The organism is Sphingobium sp. AntQ-1, assembly GCF_028538045.1.
Taxonomy (GTDB): domain Bacteria; phylum Pseudomonadota; class Alphaproteobacteria; order Sphingomonadales; family Sphingomonadaceae; genus Sphingobium; species Sphingobium cupriresistens.
Window position 1 is genome coordinate 3,634,374 of record NZ_CP117158.1, and the last position, 22,771, is coordinate 3,657,144.

The 22,771-nt window shown below is 63.7% G+C and carries 20 protein-coding genes and 1 tRNA gene; 8 read left to right on the forward strand and 13 right to left on the reverse strand.

Annotated elements, in window-relative coordinates; genetic code table 11:
- Positions 1-2: 2 nt before the first annotated feature.
- The 5 genes from sphantq_RS18190 to sphantq_RS18210 all read right to left on the reverse strand — a co-directional run bounded on the left by sphantq_RS18190 (position 3) and on the right by sphantq_RS18210 (position 4,727).
- Positions 3-749, reverse strand: coding sequence for an FkbM family methyltransferase (locus sphantq_RS18190; RefSeq protein ID WP_066601913.1), 747 nt, complete (start codon positions 747-749; stop codon positions 3-5).
- Positions 746-1,891: a glycosyltransferase family 4 protein gene (locus sphantq_RS18195; RefSeq protein WP_272799183.1), complete on the reverse strand. Its 1,146-nt coding sequence runs from the start codon at positions 1,889-1,891 to the stop codon at positions 746-748. Before sphantq_RS18195 ends, sphantq_RS18190 begins: the two co-directional genes overlap by 4 nt.
- A complete protein-coding gene (locus sphantq_RS18200) occupies positions 1,888-3,192 on the reverse strand; it encodes a hypothetical protein (RefSeq protein WP_272799184.1) in 1,305 nt (434 codons plus the stop codon). The genes sphantq_RS18195 and sphantq_RS18200 overlap by 4 nt, the downstream gene beginning before the upstream one ends.
- Positions 3,189-3,941, reverse strand: coding sequence for a methyltransferase domain-containing protein (locus tag sphantq_RS18205; RefSeq protein WP_129926104.1), 753 nt, complete (start codon positions 3,939-3,941; stop codon positions 3,189-3,191). The genes sphantq_RS18200 and sphantq_RS18205 overlap by 4 nt, the downstream gene beginning before the upstream one ends.
- Positions 3,942-4,025: 84 nt before the next feature.
- Positions 4,026-4,727 (reverse strand): NAD-dependent deacylase, encoded by a 702-nt coding sequence (locus tag sphantq_RS18210; RefSeq protein WP_066601903.1) that lies wholly within the window; start codon positions 4,725-4,727, stop codon positions 4,026-4,028.
- A gap of 106 nt (positions 4,728-4,833) precedes the next feature.
- On the opposite strand from sphantq_RS18210, the gene dapB reads away from it, so the two are divergent.
- The 4 genes from dapB (at position 4,834) to sphantq_RS18230 (ending at position 6,958) form a co-directional block, all read left to right on the forward strand.
- Positions 4,834-5,598, forward strand: a complete 765-nt coding sequence (gene dapB, locus sphantq_RS18215) for a 4-hydroxy-tetrahydrodipicolinate reductase (RefSeq protein ID WP_272800258.1) — start codon at positions 4,834-4,836, stop codon at positions 5,596-5,598.
- Positions 5,599-6,261, forward strand: a complete 663-nt coding sequence (nth, locus tag sphantq_RS18220) for an endonuclease III (RefSeq protein WP_272799185.1) — start codon at positions 5,599-5,601, stop codon at positions 6,259-6,261.
- A 101-nt stretch (positions 6,262-6,362) separates the two neighbouring features.
- On the forward strand, positions 6,363-6,749 hold the full coding sequence (locus sphantq_RS18225) for a hypothetical protein (protein ID WP_272799186.1): 387 nt from the start codon (positions 6,363-6,365) through the stop codon (positions 6,747-6,749).
- A 132-nt stretch (positions 6,750-6,881) separates the two neighbouring features.
- Positions 6,882-6,958, forward strand: a tRNA-Arg gene (locus sphantq_RS18230).
- On the opposite strand, the gene sphantq_RS18235 is transcribed toward sphantq_RS18230, so the two are convergent.
- The 4 genes from sphantq_RS18235 to sphantq_RS18250 form a co-directional block, all read right to left on the reverse strand.
- Positions 6,959-7,456 (reverse strand): methylated-DNA--[protein]-cysteine S-methyltransferase, encoded by a 498-nt coding sequence (locus sphantq_RS18235; RefSeq protein WP_272799187.1) that lies wholly within the window; start codon positions 7,454-7,456, stop codon positions 6,959-6,961.
- A gap of 75 nt (positions 7,457-7,531) precedes the next feature.
- Positions 7,532-8,944, reverse strand: a complete 1,413-nt coding sequence (locus tag sphantq_RS18240; protein WP_272799188.1) for an efflux transporter outer membrane subunit — start codon at positions 8,942-8,944, stop codon at positions 7,532-7,534.
- Between the two features lie 5 nt (positions 8,945-8,949).
- On the reverse strand, positions 8,950-12,123 hold the full coding sequence (locus sphantq_RS18245; RefSeq protein ID WP_272799189.1) for an efflux RND transporter permease subunit: 3,174 nt from the start codon (positions 12,121-12,123) through the stop codon (positions 8,950-8,952).
- 3 nt (positions 12,124-12,126) lie between these two features.
- Positions 12,127-13,308 (reverse strand): efflux RND transporter periplasmic adaptor subunit, encoded by a 1,182-nt coding sequence (locus sphantq_RS18250; protein ID WP_129926110.1) that lies wholly within the window; start codon positions 13,306-13,308, stop codon positions 12,127-12,129.
- Positions 13,309-13,431: 123 nt separating this feature from the next.
- Between sphantq_RS18250 and sphantq_RS18255 the strand changes: the two genes are divergently transcribed.
- Positions 13,432-14,016 carry a TetR/AcrR family transcriptional regulator gene (locus sphantq_RS18255; RefSeq protein ID WP_066601794.1) on the forward strand — a complete coding sequence of 195 codons (585 nt, stop codon included), beginning with the start codon at positions 13,432-13,434 and terminating at the stop codon, positions 14,014-14,016.
- A 4-nt stretch (positions 14,017-14,020) separates the two neighbouring features.
- Here the strand turns inward: sphantq_RS18255 and sphantq_RS18260 are convergent, their stop codons facing one another.
- From sphantq_RS18260 to sphantq_RS18275, 4 genes are all read right to left on the reverse strand, one after another.
- A complete protein-coding gene (locus tag sphantq_RS18260) occupies positions 14,021-15,145 on the reverse strand; it encodes a glycosyltransferase family 4 protein (RefSeq protein WP_066601793.1) in 1,125 nt (374 codons plus the stop codon).
- Between the two features lie 446 nt (positions 15,146-15,591).
- The gene (locus sphantq_RS18265; protein ID WP_129926111.1) at positions 15,592-18,483 is read right to left on the reverse strand and encodes a M16 family metallopeptidase; all 2,892 of its coding nucleotides are present in this window, start codon (positions 18,481-18,483) and stop codon (positions 15,592-15,594) included.
- 152 nt (positions 18,484-18,635) lie between these two features.
- Positions 18,636-20,018, reverse strand: a complete 1,383-nt coding sequence (locus tag sphantq_RS18270) for a DEAD/DEAH box helicase (protein WP_066601788.1) — start codon at positions 20,016-20,018, stop codon at positions 18,636-18,638.
- A 307-nt stretch (positions 20,019-20,325) separates the two neighbouring features.
- Positions 20,326-20,796: a pyridoxamine 5'-phosphate oxidase family protein gene (locus sphantq_RS18275; protein ID WP_129926147.1), complete on the reverse strand. Its 471-nt coding sequence runs from the start codon at positions 20,794-20,796 to the stop codon at positions 20,326-20,328.
- Between the two features lie 99 nt (positions 20,797-20,895).
- Between sphantq_RS18275 and sphantq_RS18280 the strand changes: the two genes are divergently transcribed.
- The 3 genes from sphantq_RS18280 to sphantq_RS18290 all read left to right on the forward strand — a co-directional run bounded on the left by sphantq_RS18280 (position 20,896) and on the right by sphantq_RS18290 (position 22,673).
- Entirely contained in the window at positions 20,896-21,471 is a 576-nt protein-coding gene (locus sphantq_RS18280) for a NifU family protein (protein WP_066605236.1), read from the forward strand.
- A gap of 99 nt (positions 21,472-21,570) precedes the next feature.
- Positions 21,571-22,197: a tRNA (adenosine(37)-N6)-threonylcarbamoyltransferase complex dimerization subunit type 1 TsaB gene (tsaB, locus tag sphantq_RS18285; RefSeq protein WP_066601783.1), complete on the forward strand. Its 627-nt coding sequence runs from the start codon at positions 21,571-21,573 to the stop codon at positions 22,195-22,197.
- A complete protein-coding gene (locus sphantq_RS18290) occupies positions 22,194-22,673 on the forward strand; it encodes a GNAT family N-acetyltransferase (RefSeq protein WP_066601782.1) in 480 nt (159 codons plus the stop codon). The genes tsaB and sphantq_RS18290 overlap by 4 nt, the downstream gene beginning before the upstream one ends.
- Positions 22,674-22,771 lie beyond the last annotated feature (98 nt).

Sequence of the window (22,771 nt, forward strand, 5' to 3'; positions counted from 1 at the left end):
GGTCAGGCCTGAACCAGGGTCCGGTTGACGAAAATGCCGTCCATTTCGACCAGTTGCGGAAAATGGCCCTTATTATTGGCGAAGAAGGCGGAAGGGACGAAACCGCGCGACTCCAGCCAGTCGATCATCGCGCGATAGCCGACGCCGCCTTCATAAATGGGTCGGACGCCCAGTTCGGTCTGGATGCCCAGCATGGTGGTCAGGACATCGCCCGCGCCTTCGCAGACGGAGAGGTCATGGCCCTGCGTATCCATTTTCAGGAAGGGACGCGCAAAGCCATGCTGCGCGGCCAGTTCGGGCAGCAGCGTATCGAGGCGACGGCATCGCATCTCCACCGTCTTCGTCACCTTGTTGCGGTCGGCGAAGATCGCGTCCTGCGCGTCCGAGGGTTTTTTGAGCGAGCTGAACTGGTCTGCGGCCATGATGTTGAAACTGGCCGTCCCGTCGAAGTCCGACAGGGCCATGTTGAAGACATGCCAGTTGCGATCGGATGCCGCCTGCTTATGCAGATCGGCGAAAACGTCCGGGTTGGGTTCGAAGGAAAGGATCAGCCCCTGATAGCCGGCGTCCTTGCGCGCCGTCGTCGCATATTGGCCGCGATTGGCGCCGACGTCGAAGAGGCAATCGACGGCGAAAGCCGACAGGAAGCGCTTCAAGGCCTGGATTTCGGGATATTGATGGACGCGCCCGGCTACGGCCAGGCGCAGGGCCAGGGCGCGATCGCTCAATTCACGCAGATAGCGGTTCATGCGCGCGCGGCCAACACGGTGCGATAGATGCCGATCGTCGCCACGGCCATATCCTTCCAGCTTCCCATTGCATTCCCGTAATCGCGCGCGCGTGCGCCATGGCCTTGCCTGATGGCCGCGCTTTCGATCAGCGGCAAGAGGGCTTGGGCCAATGCAGGCGCATTTCCCGCGCGGGCGCGGACGGCGACATCGTCGGGCAACTGGCCGAACATGCCCGCGTCCGACGTCACCATCGCCTTGCCATGGTGGAGCGCGGAGAGGAAAGCGCCGCTCGAATCGATATGGCGATAGGGGAAGGCGATCATGTCGGCGCGGACCATGTGGGCGTCGAGCCGGGATTCGGTGAGGAAGCCGAAATCGGTGACGAGGCGGTCGGCGAACCCGGCCTGGGTTACGGCGTCCAGGAAAGGGGCGACGTCCATGAAGGGCTTGCCCACCAGCACCAGTTCGAACACATGCGCGGCGCGCCAAAGCTGGAGGCAGGCGTCGATCAGGATATCGACGCCTTTGTATGGGCGGATCGTGCCGAAGAAGAGCAGGCGCGGGACCGTGGGCACGGAGATGGCGGCGAGATCAGCCGGGGTTGCGGGGGCAAGGCGCATCGGTGGGTGCGGGGTCACATGGATGCGGGCGGGGTCGATGCCCTGCCCTAACAGCGCGGCGCGGGTCGTGTCGCCATGGACGATCAGAGCATCGAACAGGTCGAGCAGCGCGCGGTAGCCGCGCCCCTGCAGGCCGGCATCGGCATGGTAGGCGTCGGCATTGTGCACGGTGTGAACCAGCGCGGTGCGGCCCTTCAGCCGTTTGAGCATCAAGGCGTCGGCGGGAGCGAGCGGGAGCCACTGGGCGTGGACGACGGGGGCGTTGGTGAGCGCGCTCATGTCGCCCAGTGCGCAAGCAAGGCCATATTCCACCGCCTTGGCGACGCGGAAGGCGCGGCCTTCGCCCAGCCGCGCGCGCAGGGCTTCGCTGCGGGGAAAGAAATGCGGCTTGTACAGATAGCCCTGCGGCATGATCGCGTCGGTGGGACGCATCGGGCGGCCGAGCAGGGTGACGTCGGCACCCTCGCCCGCCAGTGCGGCGCACAGGCTGTCGTCATAGCGCCCGGTGAAGAGCGAGGGATCGAGCATGGCCACCTTCATGTCCGCGCCAGCCTGCGCAGCGAGACGAGGTGCAGCCCGGCGACGATCAGCAGGGTGAGCGCGTAGAGGCCGACAAGGGCGAGATCGAAGCGGCCGGGCCAGAGCAGCAAGGCGAGCGGCGCGCTGGCCAGCGATCCGGCGAGGAAAGGGAGCGAGCGGGCGAGCAGTTCGCCGAAGCGGCCAAGCGCCGCCTGCACATAGACAGAGACGCAGAGCAAAGTCAGCGCGAACAACGCCAATATGATAAGGGTGATATCCGCCCGGTCGATCGTGGCGCGATCGTCGAACAGGATGGCGAACAGGCGGTCGCCCGCTAGCAGCAGCACGGCGGACAGGCCGACCGCGAAGATCATCGCCGCGCCGAGCGCGCGGCCCAGCAACTGGCGCAGACGGACCCGGTCGCCGGCATGATAGGCGCGGGTGATGCGCGGCAGGGCGGCCTCCACCGTGGCGCGGACCAACATGGACAGCGACCTGGACACCTTGAAGAAGAAGTCGAAGATGAGCATCGGCCTTGGGTCGCTGGTCGCCAGCGCAATGGTGAAATAGGGCGCGTTGTAGGCGACGATATCGGAGACGGTGAAGGCCGCCGATGCGCCGATGTCGCGCAGATAATGCGCGCGGACATGGCCCCCGCCGACGCGGAAGGCGAGCCAATGGCTGCGCTTCATGTCCAGGCGGCGATGGACATGGCTGATCGCATAGGCGATCACCACGATGCTGACGGCCAGTTGCAACGCCACCGACAGGCGCGGGTCCATGCCCGCCAGCATCGCCAGCAACAGCCCGATCGTCACCACACGCCGCGCGCAATCCAGCCCTTCCCACAGGAAATTGCCATCGACCGCCGCCAGCGCCCGCTTGGCGAGCAGGGCCGGCAGGTTGAGGCTTGCAGATAGGAAGAAGAGCAGGAAGAGCAAAGGCAGGCCGGTTGAGAGCCAGCCCAAAGCCAGCGCGACGATCAGGATCAGGCTGGCGCCCACCACCAGCAGGCCGAGGAAGAGGAAGAGGACGCCCATTTCCTCCAACCGGAAGCCGCCATCATCGTCATCGCCCGTGCCGCTGCTGAGCCAATGGCGACGCAGCCGGGCATAGATGATGCTGGTGAGGCCAAATTCCGCCGAAATGGTGAAGTTACCGAAGGCGACGAGCAGCAGGAACGCCTGAAACTCGGCGATCGGCAGGACGCGCACGAAGACGAAGGTCACGGCGAAGCCCCAGATCAGCACCAGCCCGACATTGGCGAGCTTCACCAGCGCCAGGAAGCGGGCGGACCCTTCCAGCCGCGCGAGGCGGCTCACCGCGCGGGTTCTCCGCCCGGCTTGCGCGCGCGGAACAAACGGTCGTCCAAGCCGTGGAAATGGCGCGTGTCCGTGTCGATCGCTGCGGCGTCGATTTCCTCCAGATCGAAGCCGGCAGCGCGGATTCGATCAGCGAAATCGGGGCCATACTGGCGGACATGATCCCATTGGCCAAAGCGGCGTTCGCGTTCGCGCGGTGGGATGTCGAAGCTGCCATCCTCGGTAGGCCTGTCCCATAATGGCACGATCAGCCAGGCTTCGCCGCCGGGCTTCAACGCATGGTAGATGTTGCGCAGCACGGCCATGTCGTCCGGCACATGCTCCATCACATGGCTGGCGTAGAAGAGGTCGTAGCGATCGCGCTCGGAGAAGTCCATCAGATCGACGCGGCGCATATCGGCAACGGCGTAACGCGATGGGTCGAGATCGGCGGGGGTGTAGTCGGCGGCTGAAGAGAAACGACGCACCAGACTGCGCTCATTGGGGGCCATATGCAGGATGGCGCCGTCCGTGGGCACATCGAGCGTGCCTTGCTGGACCAACCAATTCATGAGACGCTCGCGCGGAGATGCGCCGCAGGCGGGGCAGCCCCATTCCGCGTTATCACCATAGCGGAAGAAGCCGACCACGGCAGAGCCGCAGGCCGGGCAGCTGCGCGTCGCGCGCGCGCCGAGGGCCTTGCGCAGCGTCAACGCCGCCTTGGTCAGATGCTTGCCGGCGGCCTTGGCCACCCGCTGGACAGTAATCACCGATCGCTCCGCGCCATCATGGGGAAAGGCCGCGCTATACTATAAGCGCCGGGCAATGCGAGGGGGTTTCGGGGTTCGTCCCGATCAGGCCAGCAGTTCGCGCACCAGATCGGGCACCAATGCGCTGGCCGGCCCCAGTCGGGTTTCGTGGAAATAGATACTGCCCGCCGACGGATCGAGATTGAGTTCCAGCGTGCGCGCGCCGACATGGCGGGCAGTCTGGACGAAACCCGCCGCCGGATAGACCGCGCCCGACGTGCCGATCGACACGAACAGATCCGCGTCGCGCACGGCGGCGTCGATCCGATCCATTTCGTATGGCATTTCGCCGAAAAAGACGATGTCGGGGCGGAGTGCGGGTTTGCGGCACCCGTCGCAGGGCGTGCCGGGCGGCAAGGCTGCGGCCCAGGGAACTGCCTTGCCGCAGGCCGCGCAAAGCGCCGATTTGAGTTCTCCGTGCATGTGGATGAGGCGCGTGGCCCCTGCCCGTTCGTGCAGGTCATCGACATTCTGGGTGACGATCAGCAGGTCGCCCGGCCACTGTGCGTCGAGCGCGGCCAGCGCCTGATGCGCGGCATTGGGCTGGACCTCCGCCAGCTTGGCGCGGCGCTCATCGTAGAAGCGATGTACGAGCGCTTCGTCGCGGGCCAGCGCCTCTGGCGTGCAGACGTCCTCGACGCGATGGCCTTCCCACAGGCCATCGGGACCGCGGAAGGTGGCGAGACCGCTTTCGGCGGAAATACCCGCGCCAGTGAGGATGACGATGTTGTGGATGTCGGGGTTCATGGCTGAACTTCTAGAGACGTCATGCGTCCGCGCCAAGGCGGAGGGATGACAAAGTCGCGCTGCTCTGGCATCGGCGGAGCGAGTACAGATAATGAAACGGACCATCATGACGACGATCGGCATTTTCGGGGCGGCGGGCCGCATGGGCCGGGCGATTGCACAGGCGGCGACCGATGCGGGCCTGGGCATTGCGGGCGGCACCGATCGCGATCCGGCGGGCGAGATCGCGCCGGGCATCGCCATGACCGCCGATCCGCTGGCGCTGGCGCAAGCGAGCGAAGTGCTGATCGATTTTTCGGCGCCCGGCGCGCTGGGCGCACAGCTGGACGCCTGCATCGCCGCGCGCAAGCCGGTGCTGATCGGCACCACCGGGCTGGAGGCGGTGCATCATGCGCTGATCGACGAAGCTGCCGTCCATATTGCGGTGTTGCAGACGGGCAATACGTCGCTGGGCGTCAACCTGCTCGCCGCGCTGGTCGAGCAGGCGGCAGCGGGTTTGGGCGACGATTGGGATATCGAGATCGTCGAGATGCATCATCGGCACAAGGTCGATGCGCCGTCCGGCACGGCGCTGCTGCTGGGCGAGGCGGCGGCGCGGGGGCGCGGGATCGCGTTGGCGCAGCATAGCGAGCGTGGGCGCGACGGCATTACCGGCGCGCGGGCGAAGGGCGCGATCGGCTTTGCCGCGCTGCGCGGCGGATCAGTCGCGGGGGATCATCAGGTGATCTTCGCGGCCGAAGGCGAGCGGATCGAGATCGGTCATCGCGCGGAAAACCGCACCATCTTTGCACGCGGCGCGGTGAAGGCGGCGCGCTGGCTGGTAGGGCAACCGGCCGGGCGTTATGACATGAAAGGCGTGCTGGGGCTGTAGATGAAGAAGGCCGATATATTCGACTTTTTCAGCCGCCTGGCCGAAGCCAATCCCGCGCCGGTGACCGAGCTGGAATATGGCAATCCCTATCAGTTGCTGGTCGCGGTGACGCTGTCGGCGCAGGCGACCGATGTCGGGGTGAACAAGGCGACCCGCGCGCTGTTCCGCGAGGTCGAGACGCCGCAGCAGATGGTCGACCTGGGCGAAGAGGGATTGAAGGCGCATATCAAGACCATCGGCCTGTTCAATACCAAGGCGAAAAATGTCATCGGCCTGTCGGCGATATTGGTGCGCGATTTCGGCGGCGAGGTACCGGAGGATCGCGACACGCTGACCACCCTGCCCGGCGTCGGGCGCAAGACCGCCAATGTGGTGGTCAACACCGCCTTCGGGCAGGAGACGTTCGCGGTCGACACCCATATTTTCCGCGTCGGCAATCGCACCGGGTTGGCGCCGGGCAAGACGGTGCTGGCGGTCGAACAGCAGTTGGACAAGAAAGTGCCCGGCCCGTTCCGCCGCGATGCGCATCACTGGCTGATCCTGCATGGCCGTTATGTGTGCAAGGCGCGCAAGCCCGAATGTTGGCGCTGCATCGTCGCCGATCTGTGCCGGTTCAAGCCCAAGACGCCTGCGCCCAAGATAGCGACTGCGAAGGCCGCTTAGGCACGCATCCATTCGCTCCCTGTTCAGCCATGGCTCGCTAGGAGCATGACGGAAAGGCGTGCGCCGTGCCGTCGATTCGGCATGATATGAGGAGAGAAGCCATGTCCATCTTTGCCCCTGCCCGGCTCGCACTGAGCCTGGCGCTTAGCTGCGCCGCCCTGCCCGCCATCGCCAAGGACAAGCCCGATCCCTTTATGGCCAAGGGAGAGCCGGTCAACTGCGTCCAGATTCAGTCGATCCGGTCGACCGATGTGCGTGACGACCGCACCATCGATTTCATCATGAACGGCAACAAGGTCTATCGGAACATCCTCCCCAATAGCTGCCCCAGCCTGGGCTTCGAGAAGCGGTTCCTCTACAAGACGAGCCTGTCGCAGCTTTGTTCGGTCGATATCATAACCGTGCTGTGGAATGGCGGCCCCGGATTTCAGCAGGGCGCGAGTTGCGGCCTGGGCAAGTTCCAGCCGATGGAGAAGGCCTCGAAATAAGATGGATTGGCGATTGTAAGGCGATTTTCGAGTCATCAGATGATTCCATCTGATTAGAAATCGCTTCAGGGTGATTTTGACGCTGGCGCAGCGCGGTGGACTTTGCTACCCGCCCCTCCTGACCAGCGTCTTGCACCCATAGCTCAGCTGGATAGAGCGTTGCCCTCCGAAGGCAAAGGCCAGTGGTTCGAATCCACTTGGGTGCACCATTATTCCTGATTTTCGATAGTCTTACGCTCGAAATCGAGTAGCCAGCGCTTGGTTTCCATGCCGCCGGCAAAGCCGGTCAGCGCGCCATTCGCGCCGACGACGCGGTGGCAGGGAGCGATGATTGAGATTGGATTGCGGCCATTGGCCGCGCCGACGGCGCGCGATGCCGTGGGGCGGCCGACGGCGCGGGCGATGTCGCCATAGCTGCGCGTCTCGCCGAATGGGATATCGCGCAGCGCCGCCCAAATGGTCTGCTGAAAGGGCGTACCGCGAAAGTCCAGCGGCACCGTGAACGCCCGAAGCCGGCCTGCAAAATAGTCCGCCAGTTGCGCCGCTGCCGTCTTCAGTATCGGATGATCGCTGCGTTCCGCGCGCGCGTCCAGGCGGACGCGGGCGGGGTCGTCATCCTCCCACAGAATCGCCACGAGGCCGGTATCGCTCGCGACAAGCGTCAGTGGGCCGACCGGCGAGGGGAAAATGCTATGGGCCAGGATCATCTATCGTCTCCGCTATGCACCCAGGCTCATAGCGGAGATCGATCGGCGATTCTTCCCGCAGCTTGCGGCCAAAGCCTATTTCAGGCCGCCGCCCATGGCGCGATAGAGTTCGACCATGTTGCTGGCGCGGGTCAGGCGCGTGCTGAGCAGGCTCTGTTCCGCGCTGTAGAGCGAGCGTTGCGAATCCAGTGTCGTCAGGAAACTGTCGACCCCATAGCGGAAGCGCGCCTCGGACAAAGTGTAGGCGACCTTGGCCGAATCGCGCAGGGAGGTCTGCGCTTCCAACTGGTCGTTCATTGTGCCGCGCCGCGCGAGCGCGTCGGCGACTTCGCGGAAGCCGGTCTGCACGCTCTTTTCATAAGTAGCCAGCATCGCGTCATAAGTCGCCTTGGCGTAGCGCAGATTATTCTTGTTCCGACCAAAATCGAAGATCGGCAGGGTTGCGCTGGGCGCGACCGACCATGTGTCGCTGCCCGACGCGAACAGGCCTGAAAGGCCCAGACTGACCGTACCGAGCGCCGCCGTCAACGAGATGTTGGGGAAGAAGGCCGCGCGCGCCGCGCCGATATTGGCGTTGGCGCCACGTAACTGATGTTCCGCCGAAGCAATATCGGGACGGCGCAACAGCACGTCGGACGCGATGTTCGCCGGCAGATTTTCCAACGTCGCGCCTGCCTGTGGCAAGACGTCGGGCAGGTCCGCGGCCGGGACAGTCGTACCGGCGAGCAGGTTGAGCGCATTTTGATCCTGCGCCACCAGCGTCGTCGCCTGAGCGATGTCCGAGCGGGCCTGATCGTAGCTGGTCTGCGCCTGACGCACTTCCAGATCCGATGCAATGCCCTTGGCGAAGCGCGCCTTGTTCAATTCCAGCGTCTTGCCGAACGCCTGTTCCAGATCGCGGGCGATGCGCAATCTTTCCTGATCCGCCGCCATGGCGAGCCAGGCATTTGCGGTTTCCGCGATCAGCGCGGTTTGCGCCGCGTTGCGGTTCTCGACACTGGCGAAATATTGCTCCTGCGCTGCCTCGGTAAGGTTACGCACGCGGCCGAACAGGTCGATTTCCCACGCAGAAATGCCCAGTTGCGCCTGATAGACGTCAGTGTTCAACCGCTGGCTCTGACCGAACTGGACCAGCGGCTGTTCCGAATAGGTCGCCGTACCGGTTCCCGCCACGGTGGGCAGCAGGTCCGCCCGCTGCACCTTATATTGCGCCCGCGCCTGTTCGACATTGGCGACCGCCAAGCGAAGGTCGCGGTTGTTTGCGAGCGCGGTTTCGATCACCCGCGCCAACCGGGCGTCGGTGAAGAAATCGCGCCAGCCGGTGTCTGCCGTCACGGCCGCGCCCTGCCTCCCTTCGATAGCATAGGCCGGCCCCTGCGGCGAAGTTACAGGCACCGGCAGGTCCGGCCGCACATATTTGGGCGCCATGTCGCAAGCGGCCAGCGCCAGCGAGAGAGTGAGGGCGCCCAGCGCTGTTACATTGCGCATGGTCTTCAAGCCTCCTGCGGGGCGTCGGGTGTCGCCCGGTCGCCGTCCGCCTCATGATTATGATGTTCGCGGAACAGCCGCTTCACGACGGTGAAGAAAACGGGGACGAAGAATATTGCCAGCACGGTGGCCGACAACATACCGCCGACCACGGCCCAGCCGATCGCATTTTGACCGCCCGCACCCGCGCCCTTCGACATCGCCAAAGGCAACACGCCGAAGATGAAGGCGAAACTGGTCATCAGGATCGGCCGCAAACGCAGTTTGCCCGCTTCCAGCGCCGCTTTTGCCGGCGGCATCCCCTCGCGCATTTTCTCCTCGGCGAACTCCACGATCAGGATCGCGTTTTTCGCCGACACGCCGATGGTCGTGATAAGGCCGACCTGCAGATAGATGTCGTTATCCAGCCCCGCAAACGTGGCCGCAATCACAGCGCCCAGCACGCCCAACGGCACCACCAGCATGACCGCGATCGGCACCGACCAGCTTTCATAGAGCGCCGCGAGGCAGAGGAAGACGATCAGCATGGAGAGCGCATAGACATAAGGCGCCTGACCGCCGGAGGTGCGCTCCTCATAGGAAATGCCGTTCCAGCTGTAACCGACGCCGGCCGGCAGCTTTGCAGCGAATTCCTCCATCGCCTGCATGGCTTCGCCGCTCGAAACGCCGGGCGCTGGCGCGCCCTGGATATTCATCGACGGCACCCCGTTGAAACGCTCCAGACGAGCCGGACCCTGCACCCATTCCGTCGTGGCGAAGGCCGATAGCGGCGCCATCGTGCCGCTGCTGCTGCGGACATGGAAAGCGTTGATCGCATCGGGCGAGGTGCGGAAGGGCGCGTCGGCCTGTACGAAAACGCGCTTTACGCGATCACGGTCGATGAAGTCGTTGACGTAGGAACCGCCCAGATTGGTGCTTATCGCGTCGTTGACGTCGGCCTGCGCAATCCCCAGCGCGCCCGCCGCCGCCTGATCGACGTTCAGCTTGAGCTGCGGCGTATCTTCCAAGCCGTTGGGTCGAACCTGGGCCAGACGCTTGTCGCCCTTCGCCATGCCAAGCAACTGGTTACGCGCGGCAAGCATTTTTTCATGACCAAGATTGCCTTGATCGAGCAATTGGAAGTCAAAGCCCGATGCGTTGCCCAGTTCCTGCACAGCCGGCGGAACGAAGGCGAATGCCATGCCGGACGAGAGCTTCTGGAACGCCTTATTTGCGCGCAGCGCGATCGCGGGCACCTGATTATCCGCGCCCTTGCGATCCGCCCAGTCCTTCATACGGGCGAACACGATGCCCACATTCTGCCCCTGCCCCACAAAGCCGAAGCCGCCGATGGTGAAGACTGCGGAGACGTTTTTCTTTTCGTCCACCAGATAATGATCGCGCATACGGGCCAGCGCACGCTCGGTTTCCTCCAGCGTGGCGCCAGCCGGCAAAGAAATCTGGTTGATGATGATGCCCTGGTCTTCTTCCGGCAGGAAGCCACTTGGCAGGCGCAGGAAGATGAAGGCCATGCCAACCACGATGAGGCCATAGGCCAGCATCGTGCGACCCCAGCGACGCTCCACTTTCTCCACGCCCTGGCCGTAACGGACCACGCCCTTGTCGAAGGTCCGGTTGAACCAGTCGAAGAAGCGGCCGAAGATCGAGCCGATTGGTCCGTTCCAGCTATGGCCGTGCGAAGCGGGCTTCAGGATGGTGGCGCACAGCGCCGGCGTCAGGATCAACGCGACCATGACCGACAGGATCATCGAAGAGACGATCGTGATCGAAAATTGCCGGAAGATCACGCCCGTGGAGCCGCCGAAGAAGGCCATGGGCAGGAATACCGCCGATAGGACGAGACCGATGCCGATCAGCGCGCCGCTGATTTCATCCATCGATTTTTTGGCCGCCTCCTTGGGACTGAGGCCCTCATCCTGGATCAGGCGTTCGACATTTTCCACCACGACGATCGCGTCATCGACCAGCAAGCCGATCGCCAGCACCATGCCGAACAGTGTCAGCGTGTTGATGGTGAAACCCGCAGCGCTGAGGATCGCCAATGCGCCCAGCAGCACCACCGGCACGGCGATGGTGGGGATCAGCGTCGCACGCCAGTTCTGAAGAAACAGAAACATGACGACGAACACCAGCAGGACGGCTTCGAAGAGGGTATGGATGACCTGTTCGACCGACAGTTTGACGAAGGTCGAGTTGTCGACCGGGAAGTCATATTTCACCCAGCTGGGGAAATTCTTCGACAACTGGTCCACGCGATTCTTGACCGCCTCCACCGTGTCGAGCGCGTTCGCGCCGGGCGCCAGCTTGACGCCAAAACCCGATGCCGGGTGGCCGTTGAACTTCACGCCGAAGCCGTAATTTTCCGCGCCCAATTCGATACGGGCGACGTCGGACATCAATACGACCGAACCGTCACTGTTGCTGCGCAGGCGGATGTCGCCGAACTCCTCAGGCGTGCGCAGGCGCGACTGGGCCGTGACGGTGGCATTGAGCGCCTGCCCAACCGGCGAGGGCGATCCGCCGATCTGGCCAGCGGAAACCTGCGCATTCTGCGCGATAATCGCCGATTTGACGTCGCCGGTAGTGACGCCCAGATTGGCCATCTTATATGGGTCGAGCCAAATCCGCATCGCATATTGCGATCCGAACAGCTGGGTGTCGCCCACCCCGGTGACGCGGCTGATCGGGTCTTGCAGGCTGGATGCGATAAAGTCGGCAGCATCTTCCTGATCATGGATGCCATCGTCCGAATAGGCCGCCATGATGAGCAGGAAGCTGGAGGTGGATTTGCCCACACGCAAGCCCTGCTGCTGCACTTCCTGCGGCAGCAAAGGCGTCGCCTGCGACAGCTTATTCTGCACCTGGACCTGCGCGATGTCGGGGTCGGTGCCCTGTTCGAAGGTCAGGGTGATGTTGAGATTGCCCGAACCATCGCTGGTCGAGGAGAAGTAGCGCAAATTGTCGATGCCCTTGAGCTGTTGCTCGATGATCTGCGTCGTTGTGCTTTCCAGCGTCTGTGCGTTGGCGCCGGGATAGCTGGTCTGGATCGTAACCGCAGGCGGCGCGATCTCCGGGAACTGCGCGACCGGCAGCGAACGGATCGCCAGCAGGCCCGCAAGCATGATGACGATGGCGATGACCCATGCGAAGATGGGTCGGTCGATAAAATAGCGGGCCATGGCTTAGCGCGCCCCGCCCTGGCCGGATGACGCGGCATTTTTCGCGCCGCCCTGAGCAGCCGTCACCTGCTGCGGCGCGCCGGGCCTGACGACCGTGCCGGGACGCAGGTTCACCAGCCCTTCAACGATCAGCCTGTCGCCGGGCTTGAGTCCGTCGGTGACGATCCACTTATCGCCCACGGCGCGGTCGACCGTGACCTGGCGCACGTCGACCTTATTGTCCTTGCCCACGACCATGGCGGTCGCACGGCCGCGCGGATCGCGACTAATGCCCTGCTGCGGCGCCAGAATCGCCTGGGTCCGCCGCCCCTCGACCAGCTTGGCGCGGACATACATGCCAGGCAGCAAGAGGCCATCGGGGTTGGGGAAGGTGGCGCGCAATGTCACCGCGCCCGACGAGGGATCAACGGTGACTTCGGAAAATTGCAGGCGACCTTCGATCGGATAGGCGCTGCCATTGGGCAACAGCAATTGGATTCGCGCGCCGTCGGCTTCGCTGACGCCGCCATTCTTCATCGCCTGCTTGAGATCGATGATCTGCGCGGCCGACTGCGAGACATCGACATAGACGCTATCCGTGCGCTGAATCGTCGCGAGCGCATCCGCCTGGCCTGCCTGCACGAGCGCGCCGGGGGTGAAGAGAGAACGGCTGATGCGGCCGGAAATCGGCGCCCGGATGCGCGTAAAATTCTGATTCACCTGCGCCGCCTGGACCGCGCCACGCTGCGCCGCAACATCGGCGCGCGCCTGCTGGGCCGCCGCGTCGGCGTCGTCATATTCCTGTCGGCTGACGGCGTTGATGCCGACCAGATCCTTGTAGCGCTGGGCCTGTAGACCAGTCGACCGGATCGCGGCGTTGGCGCGCGCGAGCGAGCCTTGCGCCTGGGCCAAGGCGGCGCGGTACGGCGCATCGTCAATTTCGTAAAGAAGCTGGCCAGCGCGGACGTTGCTCCCCTCCTGAAACAGGCGCCGACGGATTACGCCACTGATCTGAGGCCGCACCTCGGCGGTCTCAAACGCTACGATTCTGCCGGGCAACTCATTCACCAGCGGCGCTGATTCGACCTTGAGCGTGACCACGCCGACGGCGGGCGGCGGCGGCGCAGGTGGCGGGCTTTCGCCGCACGCGCTCAACGCCAGTGCCGACGCGCATGCCAGCAGCCCGATGATTGTCCCCTGTTGCATCGCTTGAATATCCGTCTGTGAATGAGGGATCGAAGATGTGGAATGAATGTTCATTCCGCTTGCCCGGCAGGTACGATCATGGCAATGCGATTTCAAGAGGCAAAAAACGCCAAAGGGGTGGACATGAGTGCAGTGCAGCAAGAAAAAAACGGTCGCGTTCGCATTTTGGCGGCTGCACGGACATTATTCGACAACCATGGATTTCATCAGACCGCGATGGCCGAACTGGCGGTCACCGCTCAAGTTTCCGTCGGACAGATATATCGCCTATTTAGAAGCAAGGAAGATATTATCGAAGCGCTTGTCCTCGACGATGCCGATCAATGGTGCGCCGAAATGGAAGACGTCCAGGCGCGGCTGGATTCGGGCGAATTGACGGTGGAAGCGACGTTCAAACAATTATTTATACATACGATAGACGAGAAGGACGAAGCGCTGTCCTTCGACATATTGGCCGAAAGTTTCCGCAATCCCGCTGTTGCCGACACGATCGGCGCCATGTGCCAGCGGTTCCGCACCTATATCCGCTATTTCGCCTGTGCAGCCAATGACAAATTGTCTGGCGAAGCGCTGGATGCGGCGGAGGAAATGATCCTCGCCTGCCTGTTCGGCCTGGGTCACCGCAGCATCTCGCGGCCCCGACTGCCCGCAAGCAGCGCCGCCCACTGGACGGCGCAGATGATCGTCACCGCGTTGCGCAAGGTGTGACGGTTCAGTCAATTCGTCGATAGAGGTCAACGGTTTCCTGCGCACAACGGTCCCAACTATAGCCCCGCGCGACGACCAGACCAGCCTGCTGCGCCTGCATCCGCCATTGTCCATCGGTCAAAGCCTGCTCCAAATGGCGGGCGAAGCCGTCCACATCCTCCGGGCGTACGAGCATGGCCGCCCCGCCCGTCACTTCGGGCAGGCAGGAGGCGTCGGCGACGACGGCGGGAATGCCGCTCGCCATCGCCTCCACCGGCGGCAGGCCGAAGCCTTCATAGACCGACGGATAAACGAACAGCGCCGCGCCGGCATAGAGGAGCGGCAGGTCTTCTTCGGGCACAAAACCGAGGTAACGCACCCAGCCCTGACGCGCGCCCTTGTCCATGAGGTCGCGAACGGAATCGCTGAGCCAGCCCGCACCGCCTGTGACCATCAATGGCCAGCGCGCCCGGATGGTGGGCGGGAGCGCCTGCCAGGCGCGCAGCAATTCGGTGATCCGCTTGCGTGGCTCCACGGTCGATACGCATAGAGCATAGCCTTGATAGGCCAAGCCATAACGCGACAGCGTGGACCCGACCTGATCGGCATCTCGCGGATGGAAAGCGGTGCTTGCGGCCAGCGGGACTGCGGTTACGCGGGAAAGGTCGAGCGAGAGGAAGTCCGCGACTTCGGCCCGCGTCGTTTCGCTATCCGTGATGAAATGCGCGGCGCGCTCCACCGACAGGCGGAAATAGCGCTCAAACTGGCGAAGCCGCTCTTCGGGATGGGTTTCGGGATAGCGGAATACCGACAGGTCGTGAATGGTGATGACACCACCCTCACCCGCCGGGGGCAGAAAATAATTGGGGCCATGAAACAGATGCGAGCGCATGACGCTGGCGTTTTGCAGGTCGCGCGCCCAGCCGGTACGCTTCCTGATCCAGCGATGCACCTTGTTGCGTCGCTTGCGCGGCACCGGTTCAACCAGAAGGCTGGCAGGGTCTTCAATCCATTCGCCGTTCCGATAGAAACGCAGGCTGCTCATGTCGGGCGCCTGGCCGATCCTCTGCGCCAGTTCCCAGCTATAGCGACCGATGCCCGACAACCGTGGCTCCAGCGCTTCGATCGACAGGATGACGCGCAGGGTCATGCGATGCCGCTCTGCGCTGCAGCGAAGCAGATAGGCGCAATTTCAGTCGAGGCGGCAGGGATCATCGGTTCAGCATTCCTGGCAGAACAAGACAGAACCGCCTTGTAACAACGCGGTAGCGGGATGGATGACTGATATGCAAGCGTAAATCCGGTTGTCGCCCCGCCGCGCCGGTCCCACGCTCCGCCGCATGGAGGCGTGGCTCGCGCTGCGTCGCGGCAACTTCTCGATGCGCGGGTGATTTCCCCTTCGAACCATATGAGAAGGCATTACATGAAGATGACGTCCGCTTTTGATCGCGCCTATTTCGCAGAGCGATTGGAAAGGAACCGCCAATTGGCGGCCCAATCGCATAATCCGGTCATTCGCGAACTGCATCTGGAATATGTCCGCCTGTACGAGCAGATGATGGAGCAGCCCCAGTCCGCCTGACAAGAGCGGCGCGATCAGCGCGCCGCCACACCTTCGGGCAGGACGACCGTCGACCAGCTTTTCCCCGGCACCAGATATTTCGCCGCGAGCGCCTGCAACTGCGCCGGCGTGACGGTAAGCAAATCCGACGACATGGTCTTCATCGCTTCCACATAGCGGGCATCATGGGTCGCGCCCTCCATCTGGTTCATCCAGAAGGCGTTGCCGGTGCTGGCGCGCATCAGCAATTGCCGCATCGGGGCGACCGCGCGTTGCAGTTCGTCGGCGCTGACGGGGGTCTTGGCCAGATCGGCCGCCGTTTCCTTCACCACGCTGTAGAAATAGGCGATCTTGTCCGGCCGCACCTGGCTGGTCACCAAGATATAGCCGCCGCTTTCGTAAGAGAAAGGCCAGTTATTCTGGACGCTTGGCGAGTAAGCCGCGCCCTCCGTCGAGCGCAGCTTGTCGAACAGTCGGTCGTTGAAGATTTGGGTCAATATCTCCAGCTGGCGCGCTTCTTTTTGCAGTTCGAAGCCGCCGGCCGTCGGCCAGGCCATAACCGCCGCCGCCTGTTCCTTGTCGCCCCTGTGCCTCAGAACGACCGGGGTTTCGACATGCGCCGGGAAGCGCATCGCCCGGTTGATCGCGGGGACAGGCACGTCCGGCCGGGCAGGCAGCGCGCCGAAGGTCGCCGCGACCGCCTGGACCGCCTCATCCGGCTTCACCTGGCCGAAAATCTGCACCTCGATCGGACCGGAGGCGAGGATCGGTTCCCAGGTCTCGCGGAAAGCCTGCGGCGTGAGCGCTTCGATCTCCGCGCGCGATGGCGTGCGGAAGCGCACGTCCTTATCATGCAACAGCCAGTTGAGATCGCGTCCCAGCACCGAATCCGGCGCGCGCGACATCGCGTCATAGGCGACAATCGCGCCGGTCTTTACCCGCGCCAGCGGCGCCGGGTCCCAACCCGGCTCGGCCAGCTTGGTCGCGAAGAGGCGCAGTTGATCGCGATAGTCGGCGGGCCGGGTCACCACCTGCATTTCGAACGCATCGTCATCGGTCGAGAAATCCATGCCCATGCGGCGGCCGTTGGTCAGGTCGTCCAGTTCGCGTTGGCCAAGCTTGCCGATGCCGCTGGCGACCAGCGCATAGTCGGCGGCCCAGCTTGCGACCGGCTTGGTCGGCGAGAAAGCCTGCTGCCCATGGCCGAAGCGGACGTTGATCCGCACCTTTTCGGTTTCCGCGTCATTGGCGAAGAGGGTCAACTTGACGCCGTTGGAAAAGGCGACGCTTTCCATGCCCTGGAGGCCGACCGGCGTGCGCGACACCACCTTTCCGGGCGGTCCGAGCTTGGGCAGGTCGTCCATCGTCACCGCCTTGTCGGCGAGACGGGCGTTGGTGGCCGCCTTCACCGGCGCGGCGACTGCGGCGGCCAGTTTCGCGTCGAGGCCGGGCTGGATCTTGCCCGTCACCATCAGCGCGCGGAATACCCCGGCGGAGAAGAGGCGGCGGGTAGAATCGAGGATTTTTTCCGGCGTCATAGCAGGCTTCCCCGCGCGGAAAATGTCGACGGCGGCCTGTGGGCTAACGGTGGTTTCGCGGATGTCGACGGCGCTGACGAGATCGCTGGCCTGCTTCGCGCCCGGCTCCGTATCGGCATTTTCGACCTGGATATTGAGCGCGGTATCCATCTGCGCATATTCCCGCTCGATCTCCGCCACGCTGGGCGGCGTGGCCTTCGCATCCTCCACCACGGCGCGCACATCGACCAACGCCTTTTCCCAATTCTCGCCGGTCGGGATGATGGTCATGAACGTGCCGTCGACAGAGCGGCTGACATCCTGCTGCTCGACGCCCGCTTGCAGGAAGCTGCCGCCCGCGCGCGCCGCCTGCTCCAGCCGACGGCTGATGATTTGCAGCGCCAGCATGTCGGTCAGCTTGTCCTGATTGTAAACAATAGTGTCGGCATGAGGCGTCCAGGGGCGCAGCCAGGCCAGCGTCAGGCCGAGCGGTACGCCCGGTTCCACCACCACGCGGGTTGCGGGCCGATTGGCGTCCGGCGCACCGAAATCGGGCAGCGGCGCACCCTTTCCGGGCACCGTCCAACTGGCGAAATTATCCTTGATAAGCTGTTCGGCCTGCGCAGGATCGATGTCGCCCGCGATCGCGATGACGGCGTTTTCAGGGCGATACCAGCGCTGGTGGAAGGCCTCCACCTTGGCGGCGTTCGCGTCGGTCAGCGTCGCCACTGTGCCGATCGGCGCATGGTCGGCGAGCGGCTGGCCGGCGAAGAAATGCAGTCGGCTGGCGTCGGACATGCGCATCTGAGGCCCGTCGCTTTCGCGCCGTTCGGCGAGCACGACGGCGCGTTCGGCATCGACCGCATTGTCCACGATATTGGGATCGGTCATCATGCCCGCGAGGATTTTCATGCTCTCGGTCAGGCTGGCCGGCGTCGCCTGCGGCAGGTCGAGCGCATAGGTGGTGCCGGTCGGCGTCGTCTGCGCATTGCTGTCGCTGCCGAAGGTGACGCCGAGACGCTGCCAGATACGTTTGGATTCACCGTCGGGCACATGGCGCGATCCGCGCATCGAGAGATGTTCAATGAAATGGGCGTAGCCCAGTTCGCCGGGCCGCTCCATCAGTGAGCCGGCGTCGATTCGCAAGCGGACGGACACCTGCCCCGGCGGCACGCCATTGCGCCGGATGGCATAGCGCAGGCCGTTCGGCAGCGTGCCGAAACGCCATGCCGGATCGATGGGCACATCGCTATTTTCATAGAGCCATGGCCGCACCTGCGGCTGCCCGCTGGCCGGCCCCTGTGTGGCGGAGGCGGAGGCCGTGCCGGTCTGGGCCGACGATGGCGATCCTGACAGAAGCAGGGCGAGGACGGAGAGCGAAGCGGCCGAACGGCGGGGGGAAAAGCGCATAAGCATGGGAGCCTAACGGCATTTTCCTGAATGACCACTGACAATGCGGTCATGATCGGGAGCTAGTTGTTTAGTCGCGATATACGCACCGTTCGCTTCGAGCGGGTCAAGAAGCGTTTCTCGACCCGCTCGAAACGAATGGCGTCTAATATTTAGCGCGGGGCGCCGGTGCGCTGGACGGCACCCTTATGTGCGCCGACGCCGCCACCGCTGCGGCGGCGGTTAAACGGGCGCTTGGCGGGCGCGTCGCCTTCGGCACGATGCGCGCGATCGGGCGCGCCGCGCTGCTGACGCTGGCCGTCCTGATATTTCCGCTGGCCATCGGCTCGGCGCGCCTGCTGCTGCGGGGTCTGACTTGGCCCCTTCTTGGGCGCCGCCGGCTTTGGCAGGTTGCGCACTGCCTCCATGAAATTCTCCGGCAGCGGCGTGATTTGCAACTTGACTCGCGTCGCCTTCTCGATCGCCTTCAAATAGGGACGCTCGTCATCCGCCACGAAGCTGATCGCGATGCCGTCGGCCCCTGCGCGCGCCGTGCGGCCAATGCGGTGGACATATTGTTCGGCGACATTGGGGATTTCGAAGTTGATAACATGGCTGACGCCCGACACGTCGATCCCGCGCGCGGCGATATCGGTCGCGACCAGCAGCTTCACCTTGCCCTGGCGGAAGGCCTGGAGCGCGGTGGTGCGCTGGCCCTGGCTCTTGTTGCCGTGAATGGCGAAGGCGTCGATGCCGGCGCCTTCCAGGAAACGCACGACGCGATCGGCGCCATGTTTGGTGCGGGTGAAGATCAGCGCGCGGTCGATATCTTCGCTCTTGAGCACCAGATGGAGGAGCGCCTGCTTCTCACCCTGGTTCACGAAATACATCTGCTGATCGACGCGCTCTGCTGTCGTCGATTGCGGCGCGACGCTGACCTTGACCGGATTGTTGAGGAACTGCGCGGCGAGCGCCTCGATCTCCTTGGGCATGGTGGCCGAGAAGAAGAGGTTCTGGCGGTCGGCGGGCAGCATCTTGGCGACGCGCTTCAAGGGGTGGATGAAGCCCATGTCCATCATCTGATCGGCTTCGTCGAGAACGAAGATTTCCGTGTCCTTGATGGTGAAGGCGCGCTGATCGATCAGGTCGAGCAGGCGGCCGGGGGTCGCGACGACGACATCGACGCCGACGCTGAGCGCACGGATCTGCTTGCCGATCGGCACGCCGCCAAAGACGGTTTCGACCGACAGCTTGAGGAAACGGCCATAATCGCGGAAGCTCTGCGCGATCTGCGCGGCCAGTTCGCGGGTCGGCGCCAGCACGAGCATCCGGCAGCCCTTGACCGGCGTCGGCCTGGGGTTGCGGGCGAAATAGTCGAGACTGGGCAGCGCGAACGCCGCGGTCTTGCCGGTGCCGGTCTGGGCGATGCCGCACAGATCCTTGCCTTCCAGCAGGACGGGGATCGCCTTTTGCTGGATCGGGGTCGGGGTGACGTAGTTTTTGGAGGCGAGCGCCTTCATGATGGGCTCGGCGAGACCAAGGTCGTTGAATTGCATTGGGAAAACTCACAAGTCGGCCATGCGCCAACTTGCTCTGCGGACGCAGGAAGGGCGCGAGGCGGGTTACGAAACGACCCGCGTGAAAAGGGAAGCCTCAAGCTTGGCGCAGACTCTCATTGGCCGGTCCGTGGTCCTCACCTGACCATAAAGGTCAATTGGGATAGCGGACGATCACGCTGCCAATCGCTAGGGGGCCGAAACGACCCGTCTGCTGCGCTGCAACGCATATGGCGAAGTTGCAGGTAAATAGCAAGTGGCCGCGGAATGGACCGCGGCCGCTGCTTTTCAGGCGAGGGAACGGGCGTCAGAGCGCCACTTGGGCGTGTTTGCCCTTCATTTCTTCGCGCACGTCGCCGCCGAACAGCATCTTGAAGACGCCCTTGATCGACATGTCCGAACGCCAGATTTCAGCGTTCCCCAGATCGAAGCGCAGCATCAGCAGACTGGGATCGTTGCGACCGCCCGGATACCAGGCCTCGACCTCTTTCGACCAATAGCGGTCGATGATGACCGGATCAGTTTCGGGCGAGAGCGTCCCTTCGATACAGGCGAAGAGATTATGATCCTTCGCCGCATATTGCGCCATCGCCGCGCCACCGGGGGCAAGCCGGTTGTCGCGCGAGGTGTAGAACCAGAAGCAATGATTGGCGTCCGGATCAAGTTGCGCCGTCATCGGCAGGCTATGTTCGCCGCTGTTCTGAAGGCCGAGCATCACAAACGGACTGCTCGACAGTTCCGCCCAGAAACGCTCCCGAATATCGTTGTTGTCGCTCATCATGCTGTCTCCTTGTTGGGTCGCCTGTTTCAATCGCCGGGATGCGGCGAAGTTCCCGAAGCGCTTGATCTTGGCCGCGGCAATCGCCACATGAGGGCGATGCTGATCGAGACAGAACTCACGCCCAACCCGGCGACCATCAAATTCCTGCCCGGACGCGAAGTCATGGGTGCCGGTACGCGCGATTTTGCGACCCCGGAGGAAGCCGAAGCATCGCCGCTGGCCGATGCGCTGTTTCGCCTGGGTGATGTGACCGGCGTGTTCTTTGGCGGGCATTTCATTTCGGTGACGATCGCGCCGGGATCGGAATGGTCTGATGTGAAACCCGATGTGCTGGCGACGCTGTTGGAACATTTTTCCGCCAATATGCCACTCTTCACGCCTGGCTCCGCGGCCGGGATCAGCGTCCCTTCCGACGAGGACAGTTTCGCCGACGCGCCGGAAGATGCCGAGATTGTGGAGCAGATTCGCGAATTGATCGACACGCGGGTGCGGCCGGCCGTGGCCAATGACGGCGGCGACATCATCTATCGCGGGTTCGACAAGGGCACCGTGTACCTCAAGATGCAGGGCGCCTGTTCGGGTTGCCCCTCCTCGACCGCGACGCTCAAGAACGGCATCGAACAGTTGCTGAAACATTATGTGCCCGAAGTGACCGAGGTCCGCGCGGTCTGAAGCCTGCCTGCGACATTTGGCAAATCCCCAAGGATCGACTAACCGCAAGACGACTCCGCAAAGCATCGATGCTTGGAGCGGATGTTTGAGGGGGTTTGTTTGCGTCTTCTGGTGATCGACACCGCCACCCAGGCCCTGTCCGTCGCGCTATTGGAGGACGGGGCGCCGATCGGTCGGTTCCACGAAGTCGTCGGACGCGGTCATGCCGAAGCGCTCTTGCCCGCGATCGCCGCATTGCCCGATGGGGGACGCGCCGACGCGATTGTCGTGGATGTGGGACCGGGCAGCTTCACCGGGGTGCGGATCGGCATTGCCGCCGCCCGTGCGCTGGCCCTGGCCTGGAATATCCCGCTGCATGGCTATAGCGCGCCGTCGCTGATCGCGGCGAAGGCGGCGCAGAATCATGATGGCGGCCCGGTCGCCATCACTATAACCGGGGGGCATGGCGAACTGTTCTGGCAATGCTTCACCGCCGACGGAATGACCGCAACAACCGCGATCGCCTCCACGCCGATTGCGGAACTGGCCCAATTGCTGGACGCGCCGATCCTCTATGGCGCCGGCGCCGAAGCGCTGGTGACCGCGCGCGGTAGCGGCGCGGCGATCACTCTCTATCCCGACGCGACCGACTATCCGCTGATCGCCGGGCTTGCGGCGCTGCCTCCCAGCCCGATCTATGGCCGTGGCGCGGACGCGATGACCATGGCGGAGCGCGCCGCATCATGATCCCCGACCTGCATATGAGCGTCTATGACGAAGGCGAACGTAATGCGCTGGGCGATGCGATGGACGTCATGGCCCGCGCGTTCGATCCCGTGTTCGGCGAGGCCTGGACGTTGCCCCAACTGGCCGGGGTAATGATGATGCCTGGCACCTGGCTGACGATCGCCCGTCTGGATGCCGCGCCGCTGGGCTTCGCGCTGGTGCGGTCGGTGCTGGACGAGTGCGAATTATTGTTGCTGGCGGTCGACCCGATCTGGCGCGGGCGGGGCATTGGCGAGACATTGTTGCGCCACAGCCTGCGCACCGCGCGGCAGCGGGGCATCACTTCTATGAACCTGGAAGTGCGCTCCACGAATAAGGCGATCAAACTATACGAGAAAACCGGGTTCGAATATGTACATCGGCGCCCCGGTTACTATCGCGGTAATGATGGTCAACTTCATGATGCGCTAAGCTTTCGCATCGACATGCTGGCATGACCCAATAGGGTCTTGCGAAATCGTCCGGCAAGGTCTAGCGACCATATACCGCTCCTGAAACGAAATCCTTGGGCGGGTCGCACAACAATATAGCCTTG

What these genes read in the sequence shown, in the direction of transcription:
- sphantq_RS18290 (WP_066601782.1), top strand. Translation starts at nt 22,194, where the DNA reads ATGATCCCCGACCTGCATATGAGCGTCTATGACGAAGGCGAACGTAAT.
- sphantq_RS18210 (WP_066601903.1), bottom strand. Translation starts at nt 4,727, where the DNA reads ATGAACCCCGACATCCACAACATCGTCATCCTCACTGGCGCGGGTATT.
- sphantq_RS18235 (WP_272799187.1), bottom strand. Translation starts at nt 7,456, where the DNA reads ATGATCCTGGCCCATAGCATTTTCCCCTCGCCGGTCGGCCCACTGACG.
- sphantq_RS18260 (WP_066601793.1), bottom strand. Translation starts at nt 15,145, where the DNA reads ATGACCCTGCGCGTCATCCTGTCGATCGAAGCGCTGGAGCCACGGTTG.
- sphantq_RS18265 (WP_129926111.1), bottom strand. Translation starts at nt 18,483, where the DNA reads ATGCGCTTTTCCCCCCGCCGTTCGGCCGCTTCGCTCTCCGTCCTCGCC.
- sphantq_RS18275 (WP_129926147.1), bottom strand. Translation starts at nt 20,796, where the DNA reads ATGAGCGACAACAACGATATTCGGGAGCGTTTCTGGGCGGAACTGTCG.
- sphantq_RS18270 (WP_066601788.1), bottom strand. Translation starts at nt 20,018, where the DNA reads ATGCAATTCAACGACCTTGGTCTCGCCGAGCCCATCATGAAGGCGCTC.
- sphantq_RS18280 (WP_066605236.1), top strand. Translation starts at nt 20,896, where the DNA reads ATGCTGATCGAGACAGAACTCACGCCCAACCCGGCGACCATCAAATTC.
- sphantq_RS18190 (WP_066601913.1), bottom strand. Translation starts at nt 749, where the DNA reads ATGAACCGCTATCTGCGTGAATTGAGCGATCGCGCCCTGGCCCTGCGC.
- sphantq_RS18245 (WP_272799189.1), bottom strand. Translation starts at nt 12,123, where the DNA reads ATGGCCCGCTATTTTATCGACCGACCCATCTTCGCATGGGTCATCGCC.
- sphantq_RS18240 (WP_272799188.1), bottom strand. Translation starts at nt 8,944, where the DNA reads ATGCGCAATGTAACAGCGCTGGGCGCCCTCACTCTCTCGCTGGCGCTG.
- sphantq_RS18195 (WP_272799183.1), bottom strand. Translation starts at nt 1,891, where the DNA reads ATGAAGGTGGCCATGCTCGATCCCTCGCTCTTCACCGGGCGCTATGAC.
- nth (WP_272799185.1), top strand. Translation starts at nt 5,599, where the DNA reads ATGAAGAAGGCCGATATATTCGACTTTTTCAGCCGCCTGGCCGAAGCC.
- sphantq_RS18250 (WP_129926110.1), bottom strand. Translation starts at nt 13,308, where the DNA reads ATGCAACAGGGGACAATCATCGGGCTGCTGGCATGCGCGTCGGCACTG.
- sphantq_RS18255 (WP_066601794.1), top strand. Translation starts at nt 13,432, where the DNA reads ATGAGTGCAGTGCAGCAAGAAAAAAACGGTCGCGTTCGCATTTTGGCG.
- sphantq_RS18225 (WP_272799186.1), top strand. Translation starts at nt 6,363, where the DNA reads ATGTCCATCTTTGCCCCTGCCCGGCTCGCACTGAGCCTGGCGCTTAGC.
- dapB (WP_272800258.1), top strand. Translation starts at nt 4,834, where the DNA reads ATGACGACGATCGGCATTTTCGGGGCGGCGGGCCGCATGGGCCGGGCG.